This is a genomic window from Mesorhizobium sp. M0778 (genome assembly GCF_040320105.1).
In the GTDB taxonomy this organism is placed as follows: domain Bacteria; phylum Pseudomonadota; class Alphaproteobacteria; order Rhizobiales; family Rhizobiaceae; genus Mesorhizobium.
This window is the reverse complement of record NZ_JAMYPA010000005.1, coordinates 271,810-293,721: the sequence shown is the minus strand read 5'-3', so window position 1 is coordinate 293,721 and position 21,912 is coordinate 271,810. Positions and strand designations below refer to the sequence as shown.

The following is a 21,912-nucleotide window of genomic DNA, read 5'->3' as shown; positions in this document are numbered from 1 at the left end:
TTTTGAACGACGAGACGCCCATTCGAAGCGACAACGCCACGCCGGCCTTCGCGCCGGCGACGCCGATGATGGAGCAGTACATCGAGATCAAGGCGGCGAACCCGGATTCGCTGCTGTTCTACCGCATGGGCGATTTCTACGAGCTGTTCTTCGACGATGCCGAGAAGGCAAGCCGGGCGCTCGGCATCGTGCTGACCAAGCGCGGCAAGCACCAGGGGCTCGACATCCCGATGTGCGGCGTGCCGGTGCACGCCCCCGACGATTATTTGCAGAAGCTGATCGGCCAGGGGTTCCGCGTCGCCGTCTGCGAGCAGATCGAGGATCCAGCCGAGGCCAGGAAGCGCGGCGGCAAATCGGTGGTGCGCCGCGATGTTGTGCGGCTGGTGACGCCAGGCACCATCACCGAGGACAAACTGCTGGCGCCGTCGGAATCGAGTTTTCTGATGGCGCTGGGACGGGTCAAGGGCGGCGCCGAGCATTCCTTCGCGTTGGCCTGGATCGAGATCTCGACCGGTGTCTTCCGCGTCGCTGAAACCACCGCCGACCGGCTGCTCGCCGACGTCTTCCGTGTCGATCCGCGCGAGCTGATCGTCGCCGAACCGGTGTTTTACGACCCGGAGCTGAAACCGGTGTTCGACGTGCTCGGCCGCGTCGCCAGCCCGCAGCCGCCGTCGCTGTTCGATTCGGCTTCGGCCGCCGGCCGCATCGCCCGCTTCTTCGAGGTGGCGACGCCTGACAGTTTCGGCTCGTTTTCGCGCGCCGAGCTGTCGGCGATCTCAGGCGTCATCGCGTATGTCGAGAAGACGCAGAAAGCGGAGCGGCCGCCGCTGTCGCGGCCGGAGCGCGAGGAGCAGGGATCGACACTGTTCATCGACCCGGCGACGCGCGCCAATCTGGAGCTGCTGCGCACGCTGTCCGGCAGCCGCGAGGGGTCGCTGTTCAAGGCGATCGACCGCACGGTGACCGGTGGCGGCGCAAGGCTGCTCGCTGACCGGCTGATGGCGCCGCTGACCGACCCGGCGGCAATCGCTGCAAGGCTGGATTCGGTGTCGTTCTTCCGCTCCGAGACGCGCCTCTGCCAGGCGGTGCGGGCCAGCCTGAAGAGCGTCGCCGACATGCCGCGCGCGCTGTCCAGGCTGGCGCTCAACCGCGGGGGTCCGCGCGATCTCGGCGCGCTGCGCGCCGGTTTCGAAGCGGCCGGCGCCATCGCCGGACTGTTCGGGCAAACCGCCTTGCCCGCCGAACTGGCGGCGGCGCTAGCGGCCATCAAGGCACTGCCCGGCGCGCTGGCGACGCATCTGGCACAGGCGCTCAGCGACGAGCTGCCGCTGCTCAAGCGCGACGGCGGCTTCGTCCGTTCCGGTTACCACGCCGAACTCGATGAGATGCGGGCACTGCGCGACGAGTCGCGAAAAGTGATCGCCGGGCTGGAGCGCTCGCTGATCGACGAGACCGGCATCCGCTCGCTGAAGATCAGGCACAACAATGTGCTGGGATACTACATCGAAGTCACCGCCAACCACCATGCGCTGATGACCGGCAGCGACGGCGCCAAGGCGCGCTTCATCCACCGCCAGACCATGGCCAACGCCATGCGCTTCACCACCACGGAACTCGCCGAGCTGGAATCGAAGATCGCCAATGCCGCCGACCGGGCGCTGGCGATCGAGCTTGCCGCTTTCGAGGCGCTGACGGCGGAAGTCGTCGGCCAGGCCGACAGGATCCGCGCCGGCGCCGAAGCGCTCGCCGCGCTCGACGTTTCGGCAGCCCTTGCCTTGCTTTCCGAAAGCGAGGCCTGGTGCCGGCCGCTGGTCGATGCGAGCCTTGCCTTCGAGATTTCGGGCGGACGCCATCCGGTGGTCGAACAGGCACTGCGGCGTTCCGGCGAAGGCCCGTTCGTCGCCAATGATTGCGATCTGTCGCCGCAAGGCGATGCCAAGGCCGGCGCGATCTGGCTGCTGACCGGCCCCAATATGGGCGGCAAGTCGACCTTTCTCAGGCAAAACGCGCTGATCGCCATCCTTGCCCAGACCGGCTCCTTCGTGCCGGCGGCATCAGCCCATATCGGCGTCGTCGACCGGCTGTTTTCGCGGGTCGGCGCCTCCGACGATCTGGCGCGCGGCCGCTCGACCTTCATGGTCGAGATGGTCGAGACAGCGGCGATCCTCAACCAGGCCGGCGAACGCGCACTGGTCATCCTCGACGAGATCGGCCGCGGCACCGCCACTTTCGACGGCCTCTCGATCGCCTGGGCGGCGGTCGAATATTTGCACGAGAAGAACCGCTGCCGGGCGATCTTCGCCACGCATTTCCACGAGATGACGGCGCTCGCCGGAAAACTGCCGCGGCTCTCCAACGTCACCATGCGGGTCAAGGAATGGGAGGGCGACGTGGTCTTCCTGCACGAGGTCGGCAAGGGTGCCGCCGACCGTTCCTACGGCGTCCAGGTAGCGCGGCTTGCCGGCTTGCCGGAAGCCGTCGTCGGCCGGGCCAAAGAAGTGCTGCACCAGCTTGAAGCCGGCGAGGTCTCGGGCAAGGCCAACCGTCTGGTCGACGACCTGCCGCTGTTTTCCGTGGCGGCGAAGCGGGAAGCGTCGAAGCCGGCCAGGAGTGATGGGCTGGGTGAAGCGCTAGCGGAGATCAATCCCGACGAGATGACGCCACGCGAGGCGCTGGAAGCGCTGTACCGGCTGAAGGGGATGGTGGGGAAGTAGTGCTCGTCCGATAGCGCTCTACGGCGCCCTCCTCTGTCCTGCCGGACATCTCCCCCTCAAGGGGGGAGATTGGCAGTTTCGCTGACAGCGCTTTTTCCTTCGACGTTCGAAGTTGGCGAAAGCCGATGCGAGATCCAATCTCCCCCCTTGAGGGGGAGATGTCCGGCAGGACAGAGGGGGGTGTGACGGAACGCTGCTTTGGCTTGCCTTCCGCCCCACCCCCTCAAATCATCGCCAGGCCCGACTTCCGCCTCGGCGGTGGGAAGGCGCGGTCAATTTCGGCGAAATCTTCGCTCGTGAGCTCGATGTCCAACGCCGCGACATTCTGCCGGATATGCTCCGGGCGGCTAGCTTTGGGAATCGCGATCACCCCGTCCTGCGCCATCACCCAGGCAAGCGCGATCTGCGCCGGCGTCGCACCGTGGCGAGCGGCGATGGCATCTAACCTGGCATTGCGCGCCAATACCCCCTGATCGACCGGCGAATAGGCCATCAGCGGCATACCGCGTTGCCGGCTCCACGGGGCGAGGTCGAACTCGACGCCGCGCTGCGACAGATTGTAGAGCACCTGATTGGTCTGGACGTTGCCGCCGGCCGGCAATCGGACCAGCTCTTCCATCTCGCCGGTATCGAAATTGCTGACGCCCCAATGGCGGATCTTGCCGGCTGCCTTCAACGCTTCGAATGCCTCGACCGTTTCCGTCAAGGGCACGCTGCCCGGCCAATGCAGCAGATAAAGATCGATGCGGTCGGTGGCGAGATGCCTCAGGCTGTTCTCGCAGGCCCGTTTCACGCCGGCGCGCGAGGCATTGGACGGCAGCACCTTGGAGACCAGGAAAACCTCGTCGCGGCGACCAGCGATGGCCTCCGCCACCACCTCCTCGGCACCGCCGCTGGCATACATTTCGGCGGTGTCGATCAGCGTCATGCCGAGATCCAGCCCGAGCTTCAGGGCATTGGCCTCGTCGGTACGGCGGCGGCCGTCTTCGCCCATCTTCCAGGTGCCCTGGCCGAGCACCGGCACGGCTTCGCCGCAGGGCAGGGTGGTCGTTCGTATCGTCGATGGCATGGCAGGCTCCAGTCCGAGGCCCGGATAGCACCATAGCCGCCAAGGGAAATCCAGGTGAAGCAGAAATCCAGGTGAAGCCTCTCGCCTGGATTCCCCGACAGCGTGACGCCTACTTCACCGGATGGGCGGCGAGCCAGTCCTGCATCTGCTTGATCTCGGCTTGCTGCGCGGCGATCACCGCTTCGGCCAGCTTGCGGATTTCCGGATCCTTGCCATTGGCGAGCTCGACCTTGGCCATGTCGATGGCAGCCTGGTGATGCGGGATCATGCCGCGGGCGAAATCGACATCGGCATTGCCGGAATATTCGATCGCCATCATGTCGGTATGCATCTTGTCCATCGCCGCCTTGTAGCCCTCGGTCGAGGGGCTCTGCGCGCCCATGCCGCCCATGTCGTGCTTCATCTCCTCGGCTTGTGCAGGAACGCTTTCGAGGAAAACAGCAAGCAGCATTCCCGCCGCCATCATCAGCAGCACGATCTTCTTGGCCAAGGTCATTCATCGTCTCCTTTTTTGAACAGGGTGTATCTGGAAGTTTTACTCAGAGTTTCAATGTCCTGAGCCGCAATGCGTTGGCGATGACCGAAACCGAAGACAGGCTCATCGCCGCCGCCGCAATCATCGGCGACAACAGCGTGCCGGTGAGCGGATAAAGCACGCCGGCAGCCACCGGCACGCCAAGCACATTGTAGAGAAAAGCGAAAAACAGGTTCTGGCGGATGTTGCGGATCGTCGCGCGGGCCAGCGTCCTGGCCCTGACGATACCGTTGAGATCGCCCTTGACCAGCGTAATCCCCGCACTTTCGACCGCAACATCGGCGCCGGTGCCCATGGCGATGCCGACATCGGCGGCGGCAAGTGCCGGCGCATCGTTGACGCCATCGCCGGCCATGGCGACGCCGGCACCGCCGGCGCGCAACTCCTCGACCAGCGCGTTCTTCTGTTCGGGCAAAAGCCCGGCATGCACCGCGTCGATGCCGAGCTTGGCGGCGATGGCCTTGGCGGTGCGCTCATTGTCGCCGGTCGCCATGACGATCTTCAGCCCGCTGTCATGCAGCGCCTTGATCGCCTCGGCGGTGGTCGCCTTGATCGGGTCGGCGACGGCGACGAGGCCGGCGAGCTTGCTTGCGACAGCGACGAACATCGCGGTCTTGCCGTCGGACTGCAGCGCCTCGGCACTGGCCAGGACCGAAGCCGTATCGATGCCGAGATCGGCCATCATCGCGGCATTGCCAAGCGCCACCTTCTGTCCCGAAACCGTGCCGGAAACACCCTTGCCGGTGACAGCCTCGAAACCGCTCGCGTCGGGGACCTTCACCCCGCGTCCGCGGGCGCCGTCAACGATCGCCTCGGCCAGCGGATGCTCCGAGCCTTTTTCCAGCCCGGCGGCGAGCGCCAGCAACTCGTCTTGCGCCATGCCTTCGACGGCAACGACGTCGGTCAGTCGCGGCCGGCCTTCGGTCAGCGTTCCCGTCTTGTCGACGATCAGCGTATCGACCGAGGCAAAGCGCTCGAGCGCCGCCGCTTCCTTGATCAGCACGCCGGCATGCGCGCCGCGCCCGGTGGCGGTCATGATCGACATTGGCGTCGCAAGGCCGAGTGCACACGGACAGGCGATGATCAGAACCGAGACCGCCGAGACGATGGCAAACACCAGGCTGGGTTCCGGTCCGACGATCGCCCAGGCTACAAACGCAATGATCGCAACGAGAACAACGGCCGGGACGAAGTAGAACGAGACGCGGTCGGCCAACCCCTGGATCGGCGCGCGCGACCGCTGCGCCTTGGCGACCAGTTCGACGATGCGCGCCAGTGTCGTCTCGGCGCCGATCTTTTCGGCGCGCATGATCAGTGAGCCATTCTTGTTGAGCGTGCCGCCGGTGAGGTTGTCGCCTTCGGTCTTTTCGACCGGCAGCGGCTCGCCCGTGATCATCGATTCGTCGACGGAAGAGCGCCCTTCAAGCACAATGCCGTCGACCGGTACAGCGTCACCTGGGCGGATGCGCAGGCGGTCGCCGGCCTTGACAATATCGAGCGGCACGTCGTTTTCGGAACCGTCCGCGCCGATCAGCCGCGCCGTCTTCGGCGCCAGGTCGAGCAGCGCACGGATCGCCGAGCCGGTTTTCTCGCGGGCACGCAATTCCAGCACCTGGCCGAGGAACACCAGCGCGACGATTACCGCCGCCGCCTCGAAATAGACCGGCACGGTGCCGTCATGGCCGCGGAACTGGTGCGGAAAGAGGCCTGGAAACAGTGTGGCGACGACACTGTAGAGATAGGCGGCACCGACGCCGAGCGAAATCAGCGTCCACATATTGGGGCTGCGATTGAGGATCGAATCCCAGCCGCGGTGGAAGAACGGGAATGCCGCCCACAGCACCACGGGGCTCGCCAGCGCCAGCTCCAGCCAGACCTTCGCGCGGTCGTCGATGAAGGCCTGGAATGTCAGGCCGAGCATCGGTGCCATGGCGATGACCAGCAACGGCACGGACAGCACCGCGCTCACCCAGAAGCGCCTGGTGAAATCGACCAGTTCGGGGTTAGGCCCCTCGTCGCCGGTCGGCACGCCCATCGGCTCCAGCGCCATGCCGCAGATCGGGCAGGAGCCGGGCTTGTCGCGGATGATTTCGGGATGCATCGGGCAGGTGTATTGCGTGCCCTTGGGCATCGCCTGCGGCGCCGGCTTGTCGCCGAGATATTTTGCCGGCTCGGCCTCGAACTTCGCCTTGCAGCCGGCGGAGCAGAAATAGAAGCCTTGGCCCTCGTGGCGCAAAAAGTGCTTGGCCGTGGCGCGATCGACGCTCATGCCGCAGACGGGATCGGTTGCGGTCAGATATTTTTCAGGTTCGGCGACGAATTTCGAACGGCAGCTTTCGCTGCAGAAATGATAGCGATGGCCGTCATGCCCGGCGGTCGGCTTGCCGGCGGCCGGATCGACGGTCATGCCGCAGACCGGATCCCGGACGACGGCGTCCGCGGCAGGCGAGGCGCTCTTTGCCGAGCAGCAGCTGCCATGGCTGTGATGATCGTGGTCGGAATGCGTCATGCCGAAAGCCCCTGTATTTCGATGTTGCAGCGGAGGTAGTGCTTCCAGTAACTGGAAGGTCAAGGGCCGATTTTCGATTTTTCGCGGCCAGGCCCAAACCGAACCGGCTGCGGGCACGAGACGATCGTCCCGTCGGCGGCCGCGGAGAACGCGTCCGTCCGCCCCATACCCAGCGCCGCGAAAACGCGCTATAGACGCCGCCGAAACGGCGAGGCCGAACGGCATTTATGGCAAGAATATCCCTGAAGCTCGAGGAACTGATCGACGGCGAAGCCTTGCGCCGCGAGATGACCGAACTGACCGCGGCCACGGCAGGCGACGGTTCGGGCAAGGCCGCGCGCGGCGGCGTCCTCAAGCTGCTCAAAAGCCGGCTCGCCGACGGGCGCACTGTCGCCGAACGCATGCTGATGGACGACGGCAGCGGCACAGCCTGCGCCGCCCGGCTGTCGCATCTGATGGATGAGATCATCCGTGCGCTCTACGATTTCGCTGCCACCCATGTCTACCGCGTGAAAAACCCATCGTCGGCCGAGCGCATGGCGGTCGTTGCCGTCGGCGGCTATGGCCGCGGCACGCTGGCGCCGGGCTCCGACATCGACCTGCTGTTCCTGCTGCCCTACAAGCAGACGCCATGGGGCGAGCAGATCGTCGAATATATGCTCTACATGCTGTGGGACCTCGGGCTGAAGGTCGGCCACGCGACGCGCAACATCGACGAGTGCCTCAGGCTGTCGCGCACCGACATCACCATCCGCACCTCGATCCTGGAGGCGCGGTTCCTGTGGGGCGAGCAAAAGCTCTATGACGAGCTTCTGCAGCGCTTCGACCACGAGGTGGTGCGCACCACCGGCCCCGAATATGTCCAGGCCAAGCTTGCCGAACGCGACGAGCGTCACGCCAAGGCCGGCGAGAGCCGTTACCTGGTCGAACCTAACGTCAAGGACGGCAAGGGCGGCCTGCGCGACCTGCAGACACTGTTCTGGATCGCCAAATATTTCTACCGGGTGCGCACCGGCGAGGAACTGGTCGACAAGGGCGTCTTTACCGACGCCGAATACAGGGAATTCCAGAAGGCCGAGGACTTCCTGTGGGCGGTGCGCTGCCACATGCATTTCCTCACCGGCAAGGCGGAGGAGCGGCTGCATTTCGACATCCAGCGCGACATCGCTGAGCGGCTCGGCTACACCACCCATCCCGGCCTGTCGGCGGTCGAGCGCTTCATGAAGCACTACTTCCTCGTCGCCAAGGATGTCGGCGACCTGACCCGCATTTTCTGCGCCGCGCTGGAAGAGGAGCAGGCCAAGCATGTGCCGGGCTTCAACCGCATCTTCCTCACCTTCTCGCGGCGCAAGCGCAAGCTCGCCGGCACGGCCGATTTCATCGTCGACAACCACCGCATCAACATTGCCGACGACGAGGTGTTCGAGCGCGATCCGGTCAACCTGCTCAGGCTGTTCTGGTTTGCCGACAAGCACGGCCTGGAATTCCACCCCGATGCGCTGAAGCTTTTGACCCGCTCTCTCGGCCTCGTCGGCAAGGCGCTCAGGCGCGACGAGGAGGCCAACCGGCTGTTCCTCGACATCTTGACCTCGGACCGCAACGCCGAGCTCAATCTGCGGCGAATGAACGAGGCCGGACTGCTTGCCAAGCTGATCCCGGACTTCGGCAAGATCGTCGCCATGATGCAGTTCTCGATGTATCACCACTACACCGTGGACGAGCATTTGATCCGCTGCATCGGCGTGCTGGCCGAGATCGAGCGCGGCGACGGCGAAAAGGTGCATCCGCTTTCCCACGCGCTGATGCCGGGGCTGAAGAAGAGCCGCGAGGCGCTCTATGTCGCCGTGCTGCTGCACGACATCGCCAAGGGCAGGCCTGAGGACCATTCGCAAGCCGGCGCCAGAATCGCGCGGCGCATCTGCCCGCATATGGGGCTCTCGCCGGCCGACACCGAAACGGTCGCCTGGCTGGTCGAGAACCACCTCGTCATGTCGATGACGGCGCAGACCCGCGATCTCAACGACCGCAAGACGATCGAGGATTTTGCCGCCATCGTGCAGTCGGTCGAACGGCTGAAGATGCTTTTGGTGCTTACCGTCTGCGATATCCGTGGCGTCGGGCCGGGGGTCTGGAACGGTTGGAAAGGCCAGCTGCTGCGTACGCTCTACTACGAGACCGAGCTTTTGTTGACCGGCGGGTTTTCGGAGGTGTCGCGCGCCAAGCGGACTGCGGCGGCGCGCGAACAACTGGCCGAGGCACTTGCCGACTGGCCGGAAAAGGCCCGCAAGCGTTATGTCGGCCAGCACTACGAGAACTATCTGCTGGCGGTCGATCTTCCCGACCAGCTGCGCCATGCCGAATTCATCCGCGAGGCCGATCACGCCGGCAAGAAGCTCGCCACCATGGTCAAGACCCACCAGTTCGAGGCGGTGACCGAGATCACGGTGCTGGCGCAGGACCATCCGCGCCTGCTCTCGGTGATTGCCGGCGCCTGTGCTGCGGCCGGCGGCAACATCGTCGACGCGCAGATATTCACCACTTCGGACGGCCGCGCGCTCGACACCATCCTGATCTCCAGGGAGTTCGACCGCGACGAGGACGAGCGTCGCCGTGCCGAGCGCGTCGGCCGGCTGATCGAGGACGTGCTGTCGGGCAAGAGCTGGCTGCCCGAAATGATCGAGAAGCGCACCAAGCCACGGCGCGGCGCCAAGGTCTTCCGCATCCCGCCACGCGCCGAGATCCGCAACACCCTGTCGAACCGGTTCTCGGTGATCGAGATCGAAGGACTGGACAGGCCGGGCCTTCTGTCGGAGATCACCGGCATGTTGTCGGACCTGTCGCTCGACATCGCCTCGGCCCACATCACCACCTTCGGCGAAAAGGTCATCGACACGTTCTACGTCACCGATCTCACCGGCCAGAAGATCGACAGCCCGTCGCGTACGGCGACCATCCGCAACAGGCTGATCGCGGTGCTCGAGGGCACGGCGTCCGAGCGCGGCAAGACCAAAACGGCCGCCGAGTGACTGTTACCTTCCATTTGCCCCAATCCCACAGGCAGTCTTCAAGCGCATGAGCCTTGTCAAGAAATTCGCCACGGTCGCTTCCGGCACGCTGATGAGCCGAGCCCTCGGCTTTGGCCGCGAGATGCTGATGGCTGCCGCACTCGGCACCGGGCCGATCGCCGACGCCTTCAACGCCGCCTTTCAGTTTCCCAACACCTTTCGCCGGCTGTTCGCCGAAGGCGCCTTCAACGCCGCCTTCGTGCCGCTGTTCGCCAAAGAGATCGAGACGCACGGCACCGACGGCGCCAAGCGTTTTTCCGAAGAGGTGTTCGGCGTCTTGTTCACCGCGCTTCTGGCGCTAACCATCGCCATGGAATTGGCGATGCCGCTGATCGTGCGCTACCTGGTGGCGCCGGGCTTTGCCGACACGCCCGGAAAATTCGAGATGACGGTGGCACTGGCGACCGTCATGTTCCCTTACCTGATCTGCATGTCGCTCGGCGCCATGATGGCCGGCATGCTGAATTCGCTGCGCCGCTATTTCGCCGCCGCGGTGGCGCCGGTGTTCCTCAACATCATCCTCATCGCCGTGCTTGCCTATGCCTGGTACAAGGGTTCGGACGCCCGCACCGTCGGTTTCGGGCTGGCCTGGGGCGTACTGGCGGCCGGCCTGGTGCAGCTGGCGATCGTCTGGGCGGCGGTGCGCCATGCCGGCATTTCGATCGGCTTCCGCCGGCCGAAGATGACGCCCAGCGTCAAGCGGCTGCTGATCCTGGCACTGCCGGCGGCGATCACCGGCGGCATCACCCAGATCAACCAGCTGATTGGCACGGCGATCGCGTCGGCGCAGGACAGCGCGGTGTCGTCGCTGGCCTATGCCGACCGCGTTTACCAGCTGCCGCTGGGCGTTGTCGGCGTCGCCGTCGCCATCGTGCTTTTGCCGGAACTGTCGCGGGCGCTGAAGTCAGGCAATCTGGTCGAGGCGGCCAATCTGCAGAACCGCTCGGTCGAGTTCACCCTGTTCATGACCTTGCCGGCGGCGGCCGCCCTGCTGGTCATGTCCGAGCCGATCGTGCGGCTGGTCTATGAGCGCGGCGCCTTCGCCGCCAACAATTCGACGCCGACGGTCGCGGCAATCCTGGCGATCTTCGGGCTCGGCCTGCCGGCCTTCGTGCTGATCAAGGCGTTCACGCCAGGCTATTTCGCCCGCGAGGACACGCGCACGCCGATGATTTTCGCCGCCATCTCGGTGGCGGTTAACATTACGACGGCACTGACGCTGTTCCCGACGATGGGCGCGCCCGGCATTGCCGTTGCCTCCGCCGTCGCCGGCTGGGTCAATGCGACGATGCTGCTGGCCGTGCTGATCCGGCGCGGCCATTGGGGCCGCGACGTGCCGCTCATGAAACGCATTCCGCGGCTGGTGCTGTCGGCGGCGGTGATGGCCGCGGCGCTCTATTTTGCCGAACACTGGTTCGCCGCAAGGCTCGGATCCGGCTCGCCGCTGGTGATCAAGGCGGTAACGCTGCTTGCGCTGGTCGCCGGCGGGGCGCTGCTTTACTTCGTCACCGCGTTTGCCACCGGGGGTGCGGATTTCGGCATGATCCGCCGCAATATCGGGCGCAAGGGCTCCCAGCCGGTCAAGGAGCAATCTCCGGATTCGTGAGGCGGAAAATTCGTCAGCGCCAATTTTGTTCTTGCTTTGTGCCGGCAGCTATGCTACTAATTTGCGTATGGTGCTGATTCGCATCGACGACCCCGCCGTAAGGCGGGTTTTTGATTCTGGTCGGCGCCATCCCCTTAAAACAGCCTTCTGTGGCGTCTTGCTCGGCCACGGCCAAAGTCCTGCGCGGCCCAGCCAACACCCCTCTTGATCGTCTCCTTGCTCTCGTCCATAAGCGCGCCGTCGCAAGACTTTCGCCGCGCGCGAAACGGCCCTCCACAAGCCAGGGAAACACCATGCCCGACCTCAACCAGCTCGCCTTCAAGCCACTCGTCTTTTCCGGCGTCCAGCCGACCGGCAATCTGCATCTCGGCAATTATCTCGGCGCCATCAAGAAATTCGTCGCCCTGCAGGACACTTCCGACTGCATCTATTGCGTCGTCGATCTGCATTCGCTGACCGCGCAGCTCGTCTATGAGGATCTTCAGGACCAGACGCGTTCGATCACCGCGGCGTTTCTCGCCTCCGGCATCGATCCGACCAAGCACATCGTCTTCAACCAGTCGCGGGTGATGCAGCACGCCGAGCTTGCCTGGATCTTCAACTGCGTGGCGCGCATCGGCTGGATGAACCGCATGACGCAGTTCAAGGACAAGGCCGGCAAGGACCGCGAGAACGCCTCGCTCGGCCTGCTCGCCTATCCCTCCCTGATGGCCGCCGATATCCTCGTCTACCGCGCCACCCATGTGCCGGTCGGCGACGACCAGAAGCAGCATCTGGAGCTGACCCGCGATATTGCGCAGAAATTCAACAACGACTTTTCGGACCGCATCGCGGCGCTTGGCGTCGGCGTCGAGATGCAGGTCGGCGAAGAGACGGTGAACGGCTATTTCCCGCTGACCGAGCCGGTCATCGGCGGCCCGGCGGCGCGCATCATGTCGCTGCGCGACGGTTCGAAAAAGATGTCGAAGTCCGACCCGTCGGACCTGTCGCGCATCAACCTGACTGACGATGCCGACGCCATCTCGAAGAAGATCCGCAAGGCCAAGACGGACCCGGAGGCTTTGCCCGGCGAACTGGACGGGCTTGCCGGCCGGCCGGAAGCGGAAAACCTCGTCGGCATCTATGCCGGCCTCGCCGAAATATCGAAAGAGGCGGTGCTGAAGGAATTCGGCGGCCAGCAGTTTTCGGTGTTCAAGCCGGCGCTGGCCGATCTCGCGGTGGAAAAGCTGGCGCCGATCGCCGACGAGATGCGCCGCATCTCCGGCGACCGCGCCTATGTCGACGCGGTGCTGCGGGATGGCGGCGAGCGTGCCGGCACATTGGCCGAAGCGACGATGAAGACCGTGCGCGACATTATCGGCCTGCTGCAAGGCTAATTTATGTCGCGCAAAGTGTGCAGCGGTTTTGCGATAACGACATGCATAAAACAAGAACCTGAAGCGCGTCGCATGAGGCCGGTCGAACGCGACGCGCTTTAAGCTGCACCAACATCGCCACAGCCGCCGGTCGCTTGCGGGCGGGCTGTGGCGGTGGCAGATTGCGGCCGAAACCATCGAGCAGGGTGAATATGGTCTCCAAACGCCTCAGCCGCGAAGCCGGTCATCGCCGCAAGTTCCTGGCGATCATCGACGACACGCCGGAATGCGAGCGCGCCGTCGCCTACGCCTCGAAGCGGGCGCAAAGCACGGGCGGCGTGCTGGTGCTGCTCTATGTCATCGAGCCGGATGATTTCCAGCACTGGCTGGGCGTCGAGAAGATCATGCGCGAGGAGGCGACCGCCACGGCGCGCGCCGCGCTCGACAGCTACGCCAACAAGGTGCGCCAGAAGCTCGGCATCGAGCCGGAACTGGTGGTGCGCGAAGGCAAGCCGACCGAAGAGATCCACAAGCTGATCGAGGAAGACCAGGACATCGCCATCCTGGTGCTGGCGGCAGGCGCCGGCAAGGAAGGGCCCGGGCCGCTGGTCGGCGCGGTCGCCGGCAAGGGCGCCGCCTTTCCGATTCCAGTGACTGTGGTGCCGCAGAACCTGTCGGACGAGGAGATCGACAGCCTCGCCTGAGATGTGCCGATATTCAGGTGAGGCCGGCCTACAAATGGCGGCTTCCTGCGCTTCCGGTGCTCACGTACCAAAAGTACGCTCCGCTCCGGTTCTCGGAAACCATCATTTTCGGCTCGGCCTGACCTGAATCTCAACACATCTCCAATTGTTTCAGCGAGCTAGCAAAACATTCCACCAGCCAGCCGTTCCCCGCGATGCCTTTCGCTTGAATGTCGGGCGGATAAAGCCTAATTAGAATTATTCCAAACTAGCTGCCCGAAACGGGCACGGAGATGGCCATGTTCATCCAGACCGAGTCGACGCCAAACCCGGCGACGCTGAAATTCCTGCCCGGCAAGGAAGTGCTGCAAGAAGGCACCGCCGATTTCCGTGATGCCGACAGCGCCGCGACGGCTTCGCCGCTGGCCGGCCGTCTGTTCGAGATCCCCGGCGTCACCGGCGTCTTCTTCGGCTATGATTTCATCACCGTGACCAAGGACGGTCCCGACTGGCAGCATCTGAAGCCGGCTATCCTCGGCGCCATCATGGAGCATTTCATGTCCGGCGCCCCGGTGATGGCCAAGACCGGCCCCGCCGCCGAGACCAGCCAGACCGGCGAATTCTACGACAAGGCCGACGAGGAGCTGGTCGTCACCATCAAGGAGCTGCTCGACACGCGGGTGCGCCCGGCGGTGGCCCAGGATGGCGGCGACATTACCTTCCGCGGCTTCGAGAACGGCACCGTATTCCTGCACATGAAGGGCGCCTGCGCCGGTTGCCCGTCCTCGACGGCGACGCTGAAGCACGGCATCCAGAACCTGCTCCGGCACTTTGTGCCGGAAGTGCAGCACGTCGAACAGGTCTCCTGACGCGCCGTTCCATCGTCAACGTCGATAGACAACAAAAAACCGGGCCAAAGTGCCCGGTTTTCTGTTTGCGACGTCTGTGTGTTGCCTAGACGGTCCGCGTATAAAGCTCTTCTTGTTTGACCATGATCTTGTCCGAAAACCGGGTCCCGCTTTTCGGGATCATGGTCTTACAGCACAATGACCTTGGCGCCGACCGAGGTGCGGTCGTAGAGGTCGATAATGTCCTGGTTCATCAGCCGGATGCAGCCCGACGACATCGCCTTGCCGATCGAATTCCATTCCGGGCTGCCATGCAGGCGGTAGCCCATGTCGCCGCCCTTGTTGAACAGGTACATGGCGCGCGCGCCGAGCGGGTTCTTCAACCCCGGCTCCATGCCGCCGGCAAACTTGGCCAGCTCCGGCTGTCGCCTGATCATCTGCGAAGGCGGCGTCCAGGTCGGCCATTCGCGCTTTAGTGCGATACGGGCGGTGCCGTGCCATTCGAAACCTTCACGGCCGACGCCGATGCCGTAGCGCATCGCTTCGCCGTCGCCCATGACGAAATAGAGGAACTTGTTCTGCGTATCGACGATGATGGTGCCCGGCTTTTCCCTGGTGTCGTAGTCGACGATCTGCCGGCGGTATTTGAACGGCACCTTTTCGATCGGGATGCGCGGCAGATGATAGCCGGCATCGGTCACCGCGCCATAGTTGTTGGTGAAGATCTGAGAGCCGATGGTGCTGCAACCGGCGACAGCCGTCGACAGCGCCAGGGCCGCGACGATTGCAAGTGACTTCATGCGCATGAAAAGGTCCGATGCCTGCCCAAACAACAGCGGCTCGAGTCGGCCGCTTTTTTCATCTTCATTCATGCTGGCATTTGCTTTGCTTGCCAAGCGGGCGATGCCTATATCCTTGGGCTTGCGTGCTGGTAAACCTGCGACTATGGCATTTCGGCAACAGCCCCCGCAGGATTATGCTGCAAAATCAATGGGCCAAGAACAAGAACCCCGAGACGGGGAATCACCATGAATGTCGGTGACGCTGGCTGGCGCTCTGGCCGGCCAGCCAAGGCCATCCGTTACTACGAGGAGATCGGCCTGATCTCGCCTGAGACGCGGCCGCTGCAGGAGATAATCCTGACAAGCCTGGTTCAATAGGCCGGTTCAATAAAGAACGCCGCGAAGCACCGTCCAAGCCAGAAGCCCGAACGTGCCGATCACCACCACTGCACCAAGGACCGTGCCGATCTTTTCAGGCAGTCCATCGGGGCGACCAGGATCGTCGGCCATTCAACTATCGATCATGACGTAGGCGGCACCAAACACGGCAACGATGATTGCCCCAAGCACCGCCCATCCTCTAACGGCCGTGCGGATTTCCTCCGGTGTCGCCGATTTGCGTCCGTCATCGTCCGTCATCTAATGCTCCTCGTAAAAATCCCGTGGCCGACATTGAAAGCGCAAGCTGCCGGCGCTGCCAAGAGGGTGCAGAGGACTCTTTTGCGCAAAAGTTTAGGAGCGTGCGCCGTTCGATAGCAAGCGTTACCTAGCCTTCGACACTCCGCAAAGCACGGGCGGCCGTCACGATCCCGGTGGGCGATACCGGATCGACTTCGCCCTGCCAAGCGCTTCCATCGTCTCTTCGACACTTAGCAGCACGGTGGTCTCGTAGGAGCTGAGCGCGCCTCCCGCACCAATGGCAAGCATGACCGATGCCATGGAGACGTTGTCCGGCGCCTCCCACAGATTCCAGCCGTCGTGTTCTCCGAAGGCATACCAGAACCCGTGCAGCTTTCCGCCCACCGACTCGATGTAGGAGCGGGCAGCCTCGCGTCTGTCCTCGGGGTTGTCCATCAAGCGCGCCCACGTTTCGGGCCTGTAGCTGAATCGCGTGAGATACATCGGCATGGTTCGTCTCCTCCCAGAGCTACCCCCACGAATGTAGTAAAGCGCCCCAATCCGGGAGAACGCGAGTCGTTTCCGAGGCGTAGTACCGCTGGCTTAGTTGCGGGACCGCTAATGGACCTGCTTCAATGCCTTTCCTAAGGGGAGTAAGGTCAATGGCAGCCTATCTTATTGCCGATGTCGACATAACCGACGCCGCCGTTTTCGAGGAATACCGCCGGGACGTGCCTGCAACCGAAGCCCGCTACGGGGGAAGGTACATCGCTCGTGGCGGAGCCACCAAAGTGCTGGAAGGCGATTGGGAGCCTCATCGCCTTGTCATCGTCGAATTTCCCGACATGGCCTCGCTCCTCGCATGGTACGACTCTCCGGAATACGGCCGCCTCAAAGCCATCCGCGAACGCTGTGCAAAGACGAGGATCATTGCTCTGGAGGGCATGATGCCGGTTAGTTAGAGGGGGTTGTCAACCAGATAATAGCCGCCCCAAAAAACCGGGTTCAAACCGTGAACAAAATCTGGCATGGTGCGGCCATGCCGATCATCTCACCTCTACCCCTCAACCCCCTTCTCGACGGTCGCCAGTCGGAGCGTGCCATGCTGGTCAGGCGTGGCGTGCAGCGGCTGCTCAAGCAGATGGGCGCGCATGTCTTGCCCGAACTGTCGCTGGCCACCGGGCGCCGCGCCGATCTCGTAGCGCTGACCCGCCAGGGCGATATCTGGATCATCGAGGTCAAATCCTCGATCGAGGATTTCAGGGTCGACCGCAAATGGCCGGACTACCGGCTGCATTCCGACCGCTTCTTCTTCGCCACCCATCCCGGCGTGCCCGCGGAGATCTTTCCGGAAGAGTGCGGCTTCATTCTCTCCGACGGCTATGGTGCCGAGGTCCTGCGCGATGCGCCCGAGCACCGGATGGCGGCGGCGACGCGCAAGGCGCTGATGCTGAGGATCGCGCGCGCCGGTGCCGCGCGGTTGCTGGCGGCGGAGCTTGCCGGGGTGTCGGTGCCGGCGCTGGAGGGTGAGAGCGAGTAGGGGGTTTCCCTCTCCGTAGTCATGGAGGCTTGCGCTGCCCCGGCTGCCGCCACCTTGCATAAGAGACGATGTATGACTGCGGTGTTCCGCAAGGAACGCCAACAGCCGGCTGTAGCCTTCGTCTTCCCAGTGCAGGTCGAGATTGGAAATGAAACCCGGCACGAAGACGAGATTGAGCGATCCCTGGCCGACCACCTGATAGGCGATCCGCACGTCGCCGCTGAGCGCGTAGCGAGTTTCGATCGGCCTCACGAGGTTTGTCCGCCCGACCCGACGATTTCTTATCGCCGGATCATAGCAGAGCCGCGAGACTTGCGGCAGATGAAACCTTAGAGGGTGTGAATGTAGGCCCGCGGCGCCTACTTCTGTGACGCAGCCGTAGTCTCGGTGCTCGCTCCGCCGACGCTAAAACCTGCGCCCTCCGGCGCGCCCGGCCGCTTGATGTGTGGGGCGGCCGCGACGACAAGCTCGTTGAAGCCTTCGCCGCCGCTGTCGAGCATCTCGAACAATTGCCGGCGCATCCTCGGCTCCCAGAACTTGTTGATGTGCTCGGCGACGCCGGCAATGCCTTGCTCGCGCGGCTTGGGGTGGAAAAAGGCAGCGATCTGGTTGGCCATGCGAACCAGCTTTTCGCTGGTGCTCATGAGGTGGCCTTCGTCATGCGACATGCTTGGCAACTCCGGAAACCACGCGGTCAGGATGGATGAAAATATCGAAATCATCGCCGCGCACCAGCGCCACCAGCGTCATGCCGGCGTCGTCTGCGGTGCGGATGGCAAGTGCCGTCGGCGCCGAGACGGCGATGATGAAGGCAGCACCGATCGCCGCGGTCTTCTGCACCATCTCGACCGAAACGCGCGACGTCACGACGACGGCCCCCGACCTGCCGTCGATACCGGCTTTGGCCAGCGCGCCGGCCAGCTTGTCCAGCGCATTGTGACGGCCGACATCCTCGCGCGCCATGACGATGCCCTTGCCGGGGAGGTAAAAACCGGCGGCGTGGACCGCGCCGGTCTCGGCGTGCAGCGGCTGCACCTTCGACAAAAGCTTGACCGAGCGGACGATGTCATCGGCCTGAAGTGTAAGTTTCGACGCACCGACCGGATCGACCGAGCGCATCGCTTCCTCGATCGATTCGATGCCGCACAGCCCGCAGCCGACCGGGCCGGCGAGCCGTCTGCGACGCGCCTCGAAACGGGTGTTGGCCTGGTCCTTCAGCCGGATCTGGATATCGATGCCGGCGCCGTGATCCTCGACCTCGATGGCTTCGATTTCGTCTGGCGAGGCAATGATGCCTTCGGTCAGCGAGAAGCCGAGCGCGAAATCCTCGAAATCGGCCGGGCTTGCCATCATCACCGCATGCGTGGTGCCGGCAAAGGAGAATGCTACCGGCGTCTCTTCCGGCACCATGCGGTTGGCGGCCGCGGTGCCGCCGGCGCGGCGCGCGAGGCGGCTGATCTGGGTGACAGCACGACGTTTGGGCATCACGCGGCACCCCCCTCTGGCCTACCGGCCATCTCCCCCTCAAGGGGGGAGATTGGCAGTTCAGACGTAAGGCACCCTTCGACGCTGGTGATTGGCGAAAGCCGAGATGACATCCAATCTCCCCCCTTGAGGGGGAGATGGCCGGTAGGCCAGAGGGGGGTGCTCCGGCACGACGCCAAAACGCTACTCCGCTGCTTGCAGCGAGGCGATGCGGCGGCTTTGCTTTGCCTGCTCGTCATAGTCGCGCTGCCATTCCGACGGGCCGTTGGATGCACCCACCTGCACCGCGGTCACCTTGTATTCCGGGCAGTTGGTCGCCCAGTCGGAGAAGTCGGTGGTGATGACGTTGGCCTGGGTGTCGGGATGGTGGAAGGTCGTATAGACGACGCCCGGCGACACCCGGTCGGTGATCAGCGCGCGCAGCGTCGTCTCGCCCGAGCGGCTGGTCAGCCGCACCCAGTCGCCATCGCGCAGGCCGCGATTTTCGGCATCATGCGGATGGATCTCCAGCCGATCCTCGCTGTGCCACACGACGTTGTCGGTGCGCCTGGTCTGCGCGCCGACATTATACTGCGACAGGATGCGGCCGGTGGTCAGCAGCAGCGGGAAGCGCGGCCCGGTCCTCTCGTCGGTCGCGACATATTCGGTGCGGATGAACTTGCCCTTGCCGCGCACGAAGCCGCCAATATGCATGATCGGCGTGCCTTCCGGCGACTTCTCGTTGCAGGGCCACTGCACCGAGCCCACCCGGTCGAGAAGGTCGAAGGAAACGCCGGAGAAGCTCGGCGTCGTCTTGGCGATCTCGTCCATGATCTCGGAGGGATGCGTGTAGTTCCAGCCGAGGCCGAGCGCCTTGGCGAGCTCCTGCGTCGTCCCCCAGTCGGCATAGCCGCATTTCGGCTCCATCACCTTGCGCACCATGTTGATGCGGCGCTCGGCATTGGTGAAGGTGCCGTCCTTCTCGAGGAAGGTCGAGCCGGGCAGGAACACATGTGCGTAATTGGCCGTCTCGTTGAGGAAGAGATCGTGCACGACCACGCACTCCATCGCCGCGAGACCCGCGGCGACATGCTTGGTGTCGGGGTCCGACTGCAGGATGTCCTCGCCCTGCACATAGAGCCCCTTGAACGAGCCGTCGACGGCTGCGTCCAGCATATTGGGGATGCGCAGGCCGGGCTCGTCGTCGAGCTTGACGCCCCACAGGCTCTCATAGATGGCGCGCACCGCGTCGCCTGAGATGTGGCGATAGCCGGGAAGCTCGTGCGGGAACGAGCCCATGTCGCAGGAGCCCTGCACATTGTTCTGGCCGCGCAGCGGGTTCACGCCGACGCCCGGCCGGCCGATATTGCCGGTCGCCATGGCGAGGTTGGCAATGGCGATGACGGTGGTCGAGCCCTGGCTGTGCTCGGTCACGCCGAGGCCGTAATAGATCGCACCGTTGCCGCCGCGCGCGTAGAGCCGGGCCGCGCCGCGTATGTCGTCGGGATCGACATTGGCGAGCTGGCCGACGACCTCCGGGCTGTTTTCCGGCAATGCCACGAACGATGCCCAGTCCTGAAACTCGTCCCAGTCGCAGCGCTCGCGGATGAACGCCTCGTCGAACAGGCCTTCGGTGACGATGACATGGGCAAGTGCGGTCAGCATGGCGACGTTGGTGCCCGGCTTCAGCGGCAGATGGAACTGCGCTTCGACATGGGCCGAGCGCACGATATCGGTGCGGCGCGGATCGAGCACGATCAGCTTGGCGCCCTGGCGCATGCGCTTTTTCATGCGCGAGGCGAACACCGGATGCGCATCGGTCGGATTGGCGCCGATCAGCAGGATGACGTCCGTCTGCTCGATCGAATCGAAATCCTGCGTGCCGGCGGAGGTACCGAAGGTCTGGCCCAGGCCATAGCCGGTCGGCGAATGGCAGACGCGGGCGCAGGTATCGACATTGTTGTTGCGGAAGCCCTGCCGGACCAGCTTCTGGACGAGGTAGGTCTCCTCGTTGGTGCAGCGCGACGAGGTGATGCCGCCGATCGACGTGCGGCCGTACTGGTACTGGATGCGGCGGAATTCATTCGCCGTATGGGTGAGCGCCTCTTCCCACGACACTTCGCGCCACGGATCGCTGACCCGCTCGCGGATCATCGGCTTCAGGATACGGTCCTTGTGTGTCGCATAGCCATAGGCGAAGCGGCCCTTGACGCAGGAGTGGCCGTGGTTGGCCTTGCCTGCCTTGTAGGGCATCATGCGAATGACCTCGTCGCCCTTGACCTCGGCCTTGAATGAGCAGCCGACGCCGCAATAGGCGCAGGTGGTGACGGTCGAGCGCTCGGGCAGGCCTTTCGCCAGCACGGTTTTCTCCCTCAGCGCATCGGTCGGGCAGGCCTGCACGCAGGCCCCGCACGACACGCATTCGGAATCGACGAACGCCTCGTGCATGCCAGCCGAGACCCTGGATTCGAAGCCGCGGCCCTCGATGGTCAGCGCGAACGTGCCTTGCACCTCTTCGCAGGCGCGCACGCAGCGCGAGCAGACGATGCATTGCGCCGGATCATAGGTGAAATAGGGGTTCGATTCATCGCGGGCGATGTAGTCGATGGTCAGCGAGCCATGGCCGGGCGCCACGCCGTTTTCTTGCTCGACGTGGTTGCGGCCGTCCACGCCATAGCGGTTCTCGGTCAGGCCGACCGTCCTGACGACCTTGTCGAACTCGCTGGCGCCGGTGCCGGCCGTCTCGCCCCACGCAGCCGGATGGTCAGAGACATAGAGCTCCATCACGCCGCGACGAATGGCGTTCAGCCGGTCGCTCTGGGTATGCACGACCATGCCTTCGCCAACCGGCGTCGTGCACGAGGCCGGCGTGCCGCCGCGCCCGTCGATCTCGACGAGGCAGACCCGGCAGGAGCCGAACGAGTCCAGCATGTCGGTGGCGCAGAGTTTCGGGATTTCAACGCCCGCTTCCATCGAAGCGCGCATGATCGAGGTACCCGCCGGCACCGTCACCGGCTTGCCATCGACGGTCAGCGTCACCTGCTGTTCCGCTTCGGAGGCGGGTGTGCCGTAGTCGATTTCCTGGACCAGCGATTTGATGTCGAATGCCGCGTTCATGCCTGTC

General features: G+C 64.2%; 19 protein-coding genes and 1 pseudogene. 10 read left to right on the top strand and 10 right to left on the bottom strand.

The window, feature by feature from the left end:
* Positions 1–65 precede the first annotated feature (65 nt).
* On the top strand, positions 66–2,714 hold the full coding sequence (gene mutS / locus NKI22_RS10195) for a DNA mismatch repair protein MutS (protein WP_352958408.1): 2,649 nt from the start codon (positions 66–68) through the stop codon (positions 2,712–2,714).
* A gap of 223 nt (positions 2,715–2,937) precedes the next feature.
* On the opposite strand, the gene NKI22_RS10190 is transcribed toward mutS, so the two are convergent.
* The 3 genes from NKI22_RS10190 to NKI22_RS10180 all read right to left on the bottom strand — a co-directional run bounded on the left by NKI22_RS10190 (position 2,938) and on the right by NKI22_RS10180 (position 6,827).
* Positions 2,938–3,783, bottom strand: a complete 846-nt coding sequence (locus NKI22_RS10190) for an aldo/keto reductase (RefSeq protein WP_023717917.1) — start codon at positions 3,781–3,783, stop codon at positions 2,938–2,940.
* Positions 3,784–3,892: 109 nt separating this feature from the next.
* Complete coding sequence (gene copM / locus NKI22_RS10185) at positions 3,893–4,279, bottom strand: CopM family metallochaperone (RefSeq protein WP_352483313.1); 387 nt, start codon at positions 4,277–4,279, stop codon at positions 3,893–3,895.
* Between the two features lie 43 nt (positions 4,280–4,322).
* The gene (locus tag NKI22_RS10180; RefSeq protein WP_352590767.1) at positions 4,323–6,827 is read right to left on the bottom strand and encodes a heavy metal translocating P-type ATPase; all 2,505 of its coding nucleotides are present in this window, start codon (positions 6,825–6,827) and stop codon (positions 4,323–4,325) included.
* 227 nt (positions 6,828–7,054) lie between these two features.
* Here NKI22_RS10180 and NKI22_RS10175 point away from each other — a divergent pair, with 227 nt between their 5' ends.
* From NKI22_RS10175 to NKI22_RS10155, 5 genes are all read left to right on the top strand, one after another.
* A complete protein-coding gene (locus NKI22_RS10175; protein ID WP_352958402.1) occupies positions 7,055–9,853 on the top strand; it encodes a [protein-PII] uridylyltransferase in 2,799 nt (932 codons plus the stop codon).
* 46 nt (positions 9,854–9,899) lie between these two features.
* Positions 9,900–11,498 carry a murein biosynthesis integral membrane protein MurJ gene (murJ, locus tag NKI22_RS10170; RefSeq protein WP_352815830.1) on the top strand — a complete coding sequence of 533 codons (1,599 nt, stop codon included), beginning with the start codon at positions 9,900–9,902 and terminating at the stop codon, positions 11,496–11,498.
* Positions 11,499–11,791: 293 nt separating this feature from the next.
* Positions 11,792–12,874: a tryptophan--tRNA ligase gene (gene trpS, locus NKI22_RS10165; RefSeq protein ID WP_352810458.1), complete on the top strand. Its 1,083-nt coding sequence runs from the start codon at positions 11,792–11,794 to the stop codon at positions 12,872–12,874.
* Between the two features lie 191 nt (positions 12,875–13,065).
* On the top strand, positions 13,066–13,557 hold the full coding sequence (locus NKI22_RS10160) for a universal stress protein (protein WP_023717912.1): 492 nt from the start codon (positions 13,066–13,068) through the stop codon (positions 13,555–13,557).
* A 278-nt stretch (positions 13,558–13,835) separates the two neighbouring features.
* Positions 13,836–14,405, top strand: a complete 570-nt coding sequence (locus tag NKI22_RS10155; protein ID WP_352815828.1) for a NifU family protein — start codon at positions 13,836–13,838, stop codon at positions 14,403–14,405.
* A gap of 167 nt (positions 14,406–14,572) precedes the next feature.
* Here the strand turns inward: NKI22_RS10155 and NKI22_RS10150 are convergent, their stop codons facing one another.
* Complete coding sequence (locus tag NKI22_RS10150) at positions 14,573–15,190, bottom strand: L,D-transpeptidase (protein ID WP_023717909.1); 618 nt, start codon at positions 15,188–15,190, stop codon at positions 14,573–14,575.
* A 222-nt stretch (positions 15,191–15,412) separates the two neighbouring features.
* On the opposite strand from NKI22_RS10150, the pseudogene NKI22_RS10145 reads away from it, so the two are divergent.
* Positions 15,413–15,496 (top strand): annotated as a pseudogene (locus NKI22_RS10145) (Cu(I)-responsive transcriptional regulator); the annotation flags it as partial.
* A gap of 54 nt (positions 15,497–15,550) precedes the next feature.
* Here NKI22_RS10145 and NKI22_RS10140 read toward each other — a convergent pair.
* The 3 genes from NKI22_RS10140 to NKI22_RS10130 form a co-directional block, all read right to left on the bottom strand.
* On the bottom strand, positions 15,551–15,676 hold the full coding sequence (locus NKI22_RS10140; protein WP_352483308.1) for a hypothetical protein: 126 nt from the start codon (positions 15,674–15,676) through the stop codon (positions 15,551–15,553).
* Positions 15,677–15,805, bottom strand: a complete 129-nt coding sequence (locus NKI22_RS10135; RefSeq protein ID WP_352590769.1) for a hypothetical protein — start codon at positions 15,803–15,805, stop codon at positions 15,677–15,679.
* A 162-nt stretch (positions 15,806–15,967) separates the two neighbouring features.
* A complete protein-coding gene (locus tag NKI22_RS10130) occupies positions 15,968–16,294 on the bottom strand; it encodes a GYD domain-containing protein (RefSeq protein WP_352483306.1) in 327 nt (108 codons plus the stop codon).
* A 152-nt stretch (positions 16,295–16,446) separates the two neighbouring features.
* Between NKI22_RS10130 and NKI22_RS10125 the strand changes: the two genes are divergently transcribed.
* The 3 genes from NKI22_RS10125 to NKI22_RS10115 all read left to right on the top strand — a co-directional run bounded on the left by NKI22_RS10125 (position 16,447) and on the right by NKI22_RS10115 (position 17,657).
* On the top strand, positions 16,447–16,746 hold the full coding sequence (locus NKI22_RS10125; RefSeq protein WP_023717905.1) for a DUF1330 domain-containing protein: 300 nt from the start codon (positions 16,447–16,449) through the stop codon (positions 16,744–16,746).
* Positions 16,747–16,823: 77 nt separating this feature from the next.
* Positions 16,824–17,324: an MmcB family DNA repair protein gene (locus NKI22_RS10120; RefSeq protein WP_352851518.1), complete on the top strand. Its 501-nt coding sequence runs from the start codon at positions 16,824–16,826 to the stop codon at positions 17,322–17,324.
* Positions 17,325–17,396: 72 nt separating this feature from the next.
* Positions 17,397–17,657 (top strand): hypothetical protein, encoded by a 261-nt coding sequence (locus tag NKI22_RS10115; protein ID WP_198030469.1) that lies wholly within the window; start codon positions 17,397–17,399, stop codon positions 17,655–17,657.
* A gap of 26 nt (positions 17,658–17,683) precedes the next feature.
* Here the strand turns inward: NKI22_RS10115 and NKI22_RS10110 are convergent, their stop codons facing one another.
* The 3 genes from NKI22_RS10110 to fdhF form a co-directional block, all read right to left on the bottom strand.
* Positions 17,684–17,992: a formate dehydrogenase subunit delta gene (locus NKI22_RS10110; RefSeq protein ID WP_352937754.1), complete on the bottom strand. Its 309-nt coding sequence runs from the start codon at positions 17,990–17,992 to the stop codon at positions 17,684–17,686.
* Complete coding sequence (gene fdhD, locus NKI22_RS10105; protein WP_502897690.1) at positions 17,982–18,809, bottom strand: formate dehydrogenase accessory sulfurtransferase FdhD; 828 nt, start codon at positions 18,807–18,809, stop codon at positions 17,982–17,984. Before fdhD ends, NKI22_RS10110 begins: the two co-directional genes overlap by 11 nt.
* 183 nt (positions 18,810–18,992) lie before the next feature.
* Positions 18,993–21,905, bottom strand: coding sequence for a formate dehydrogenase subunit alpha (gene fdhF, locus NKI22_RS10100; protein ID WP_352937752.1), 2,913 nt, complete (start codon positions 21,903–21,905; stop codon positions 18,993–18,995).
* Between the last annotated feature and the right edge of the window lie 7 nt (positions 21,906–21,912).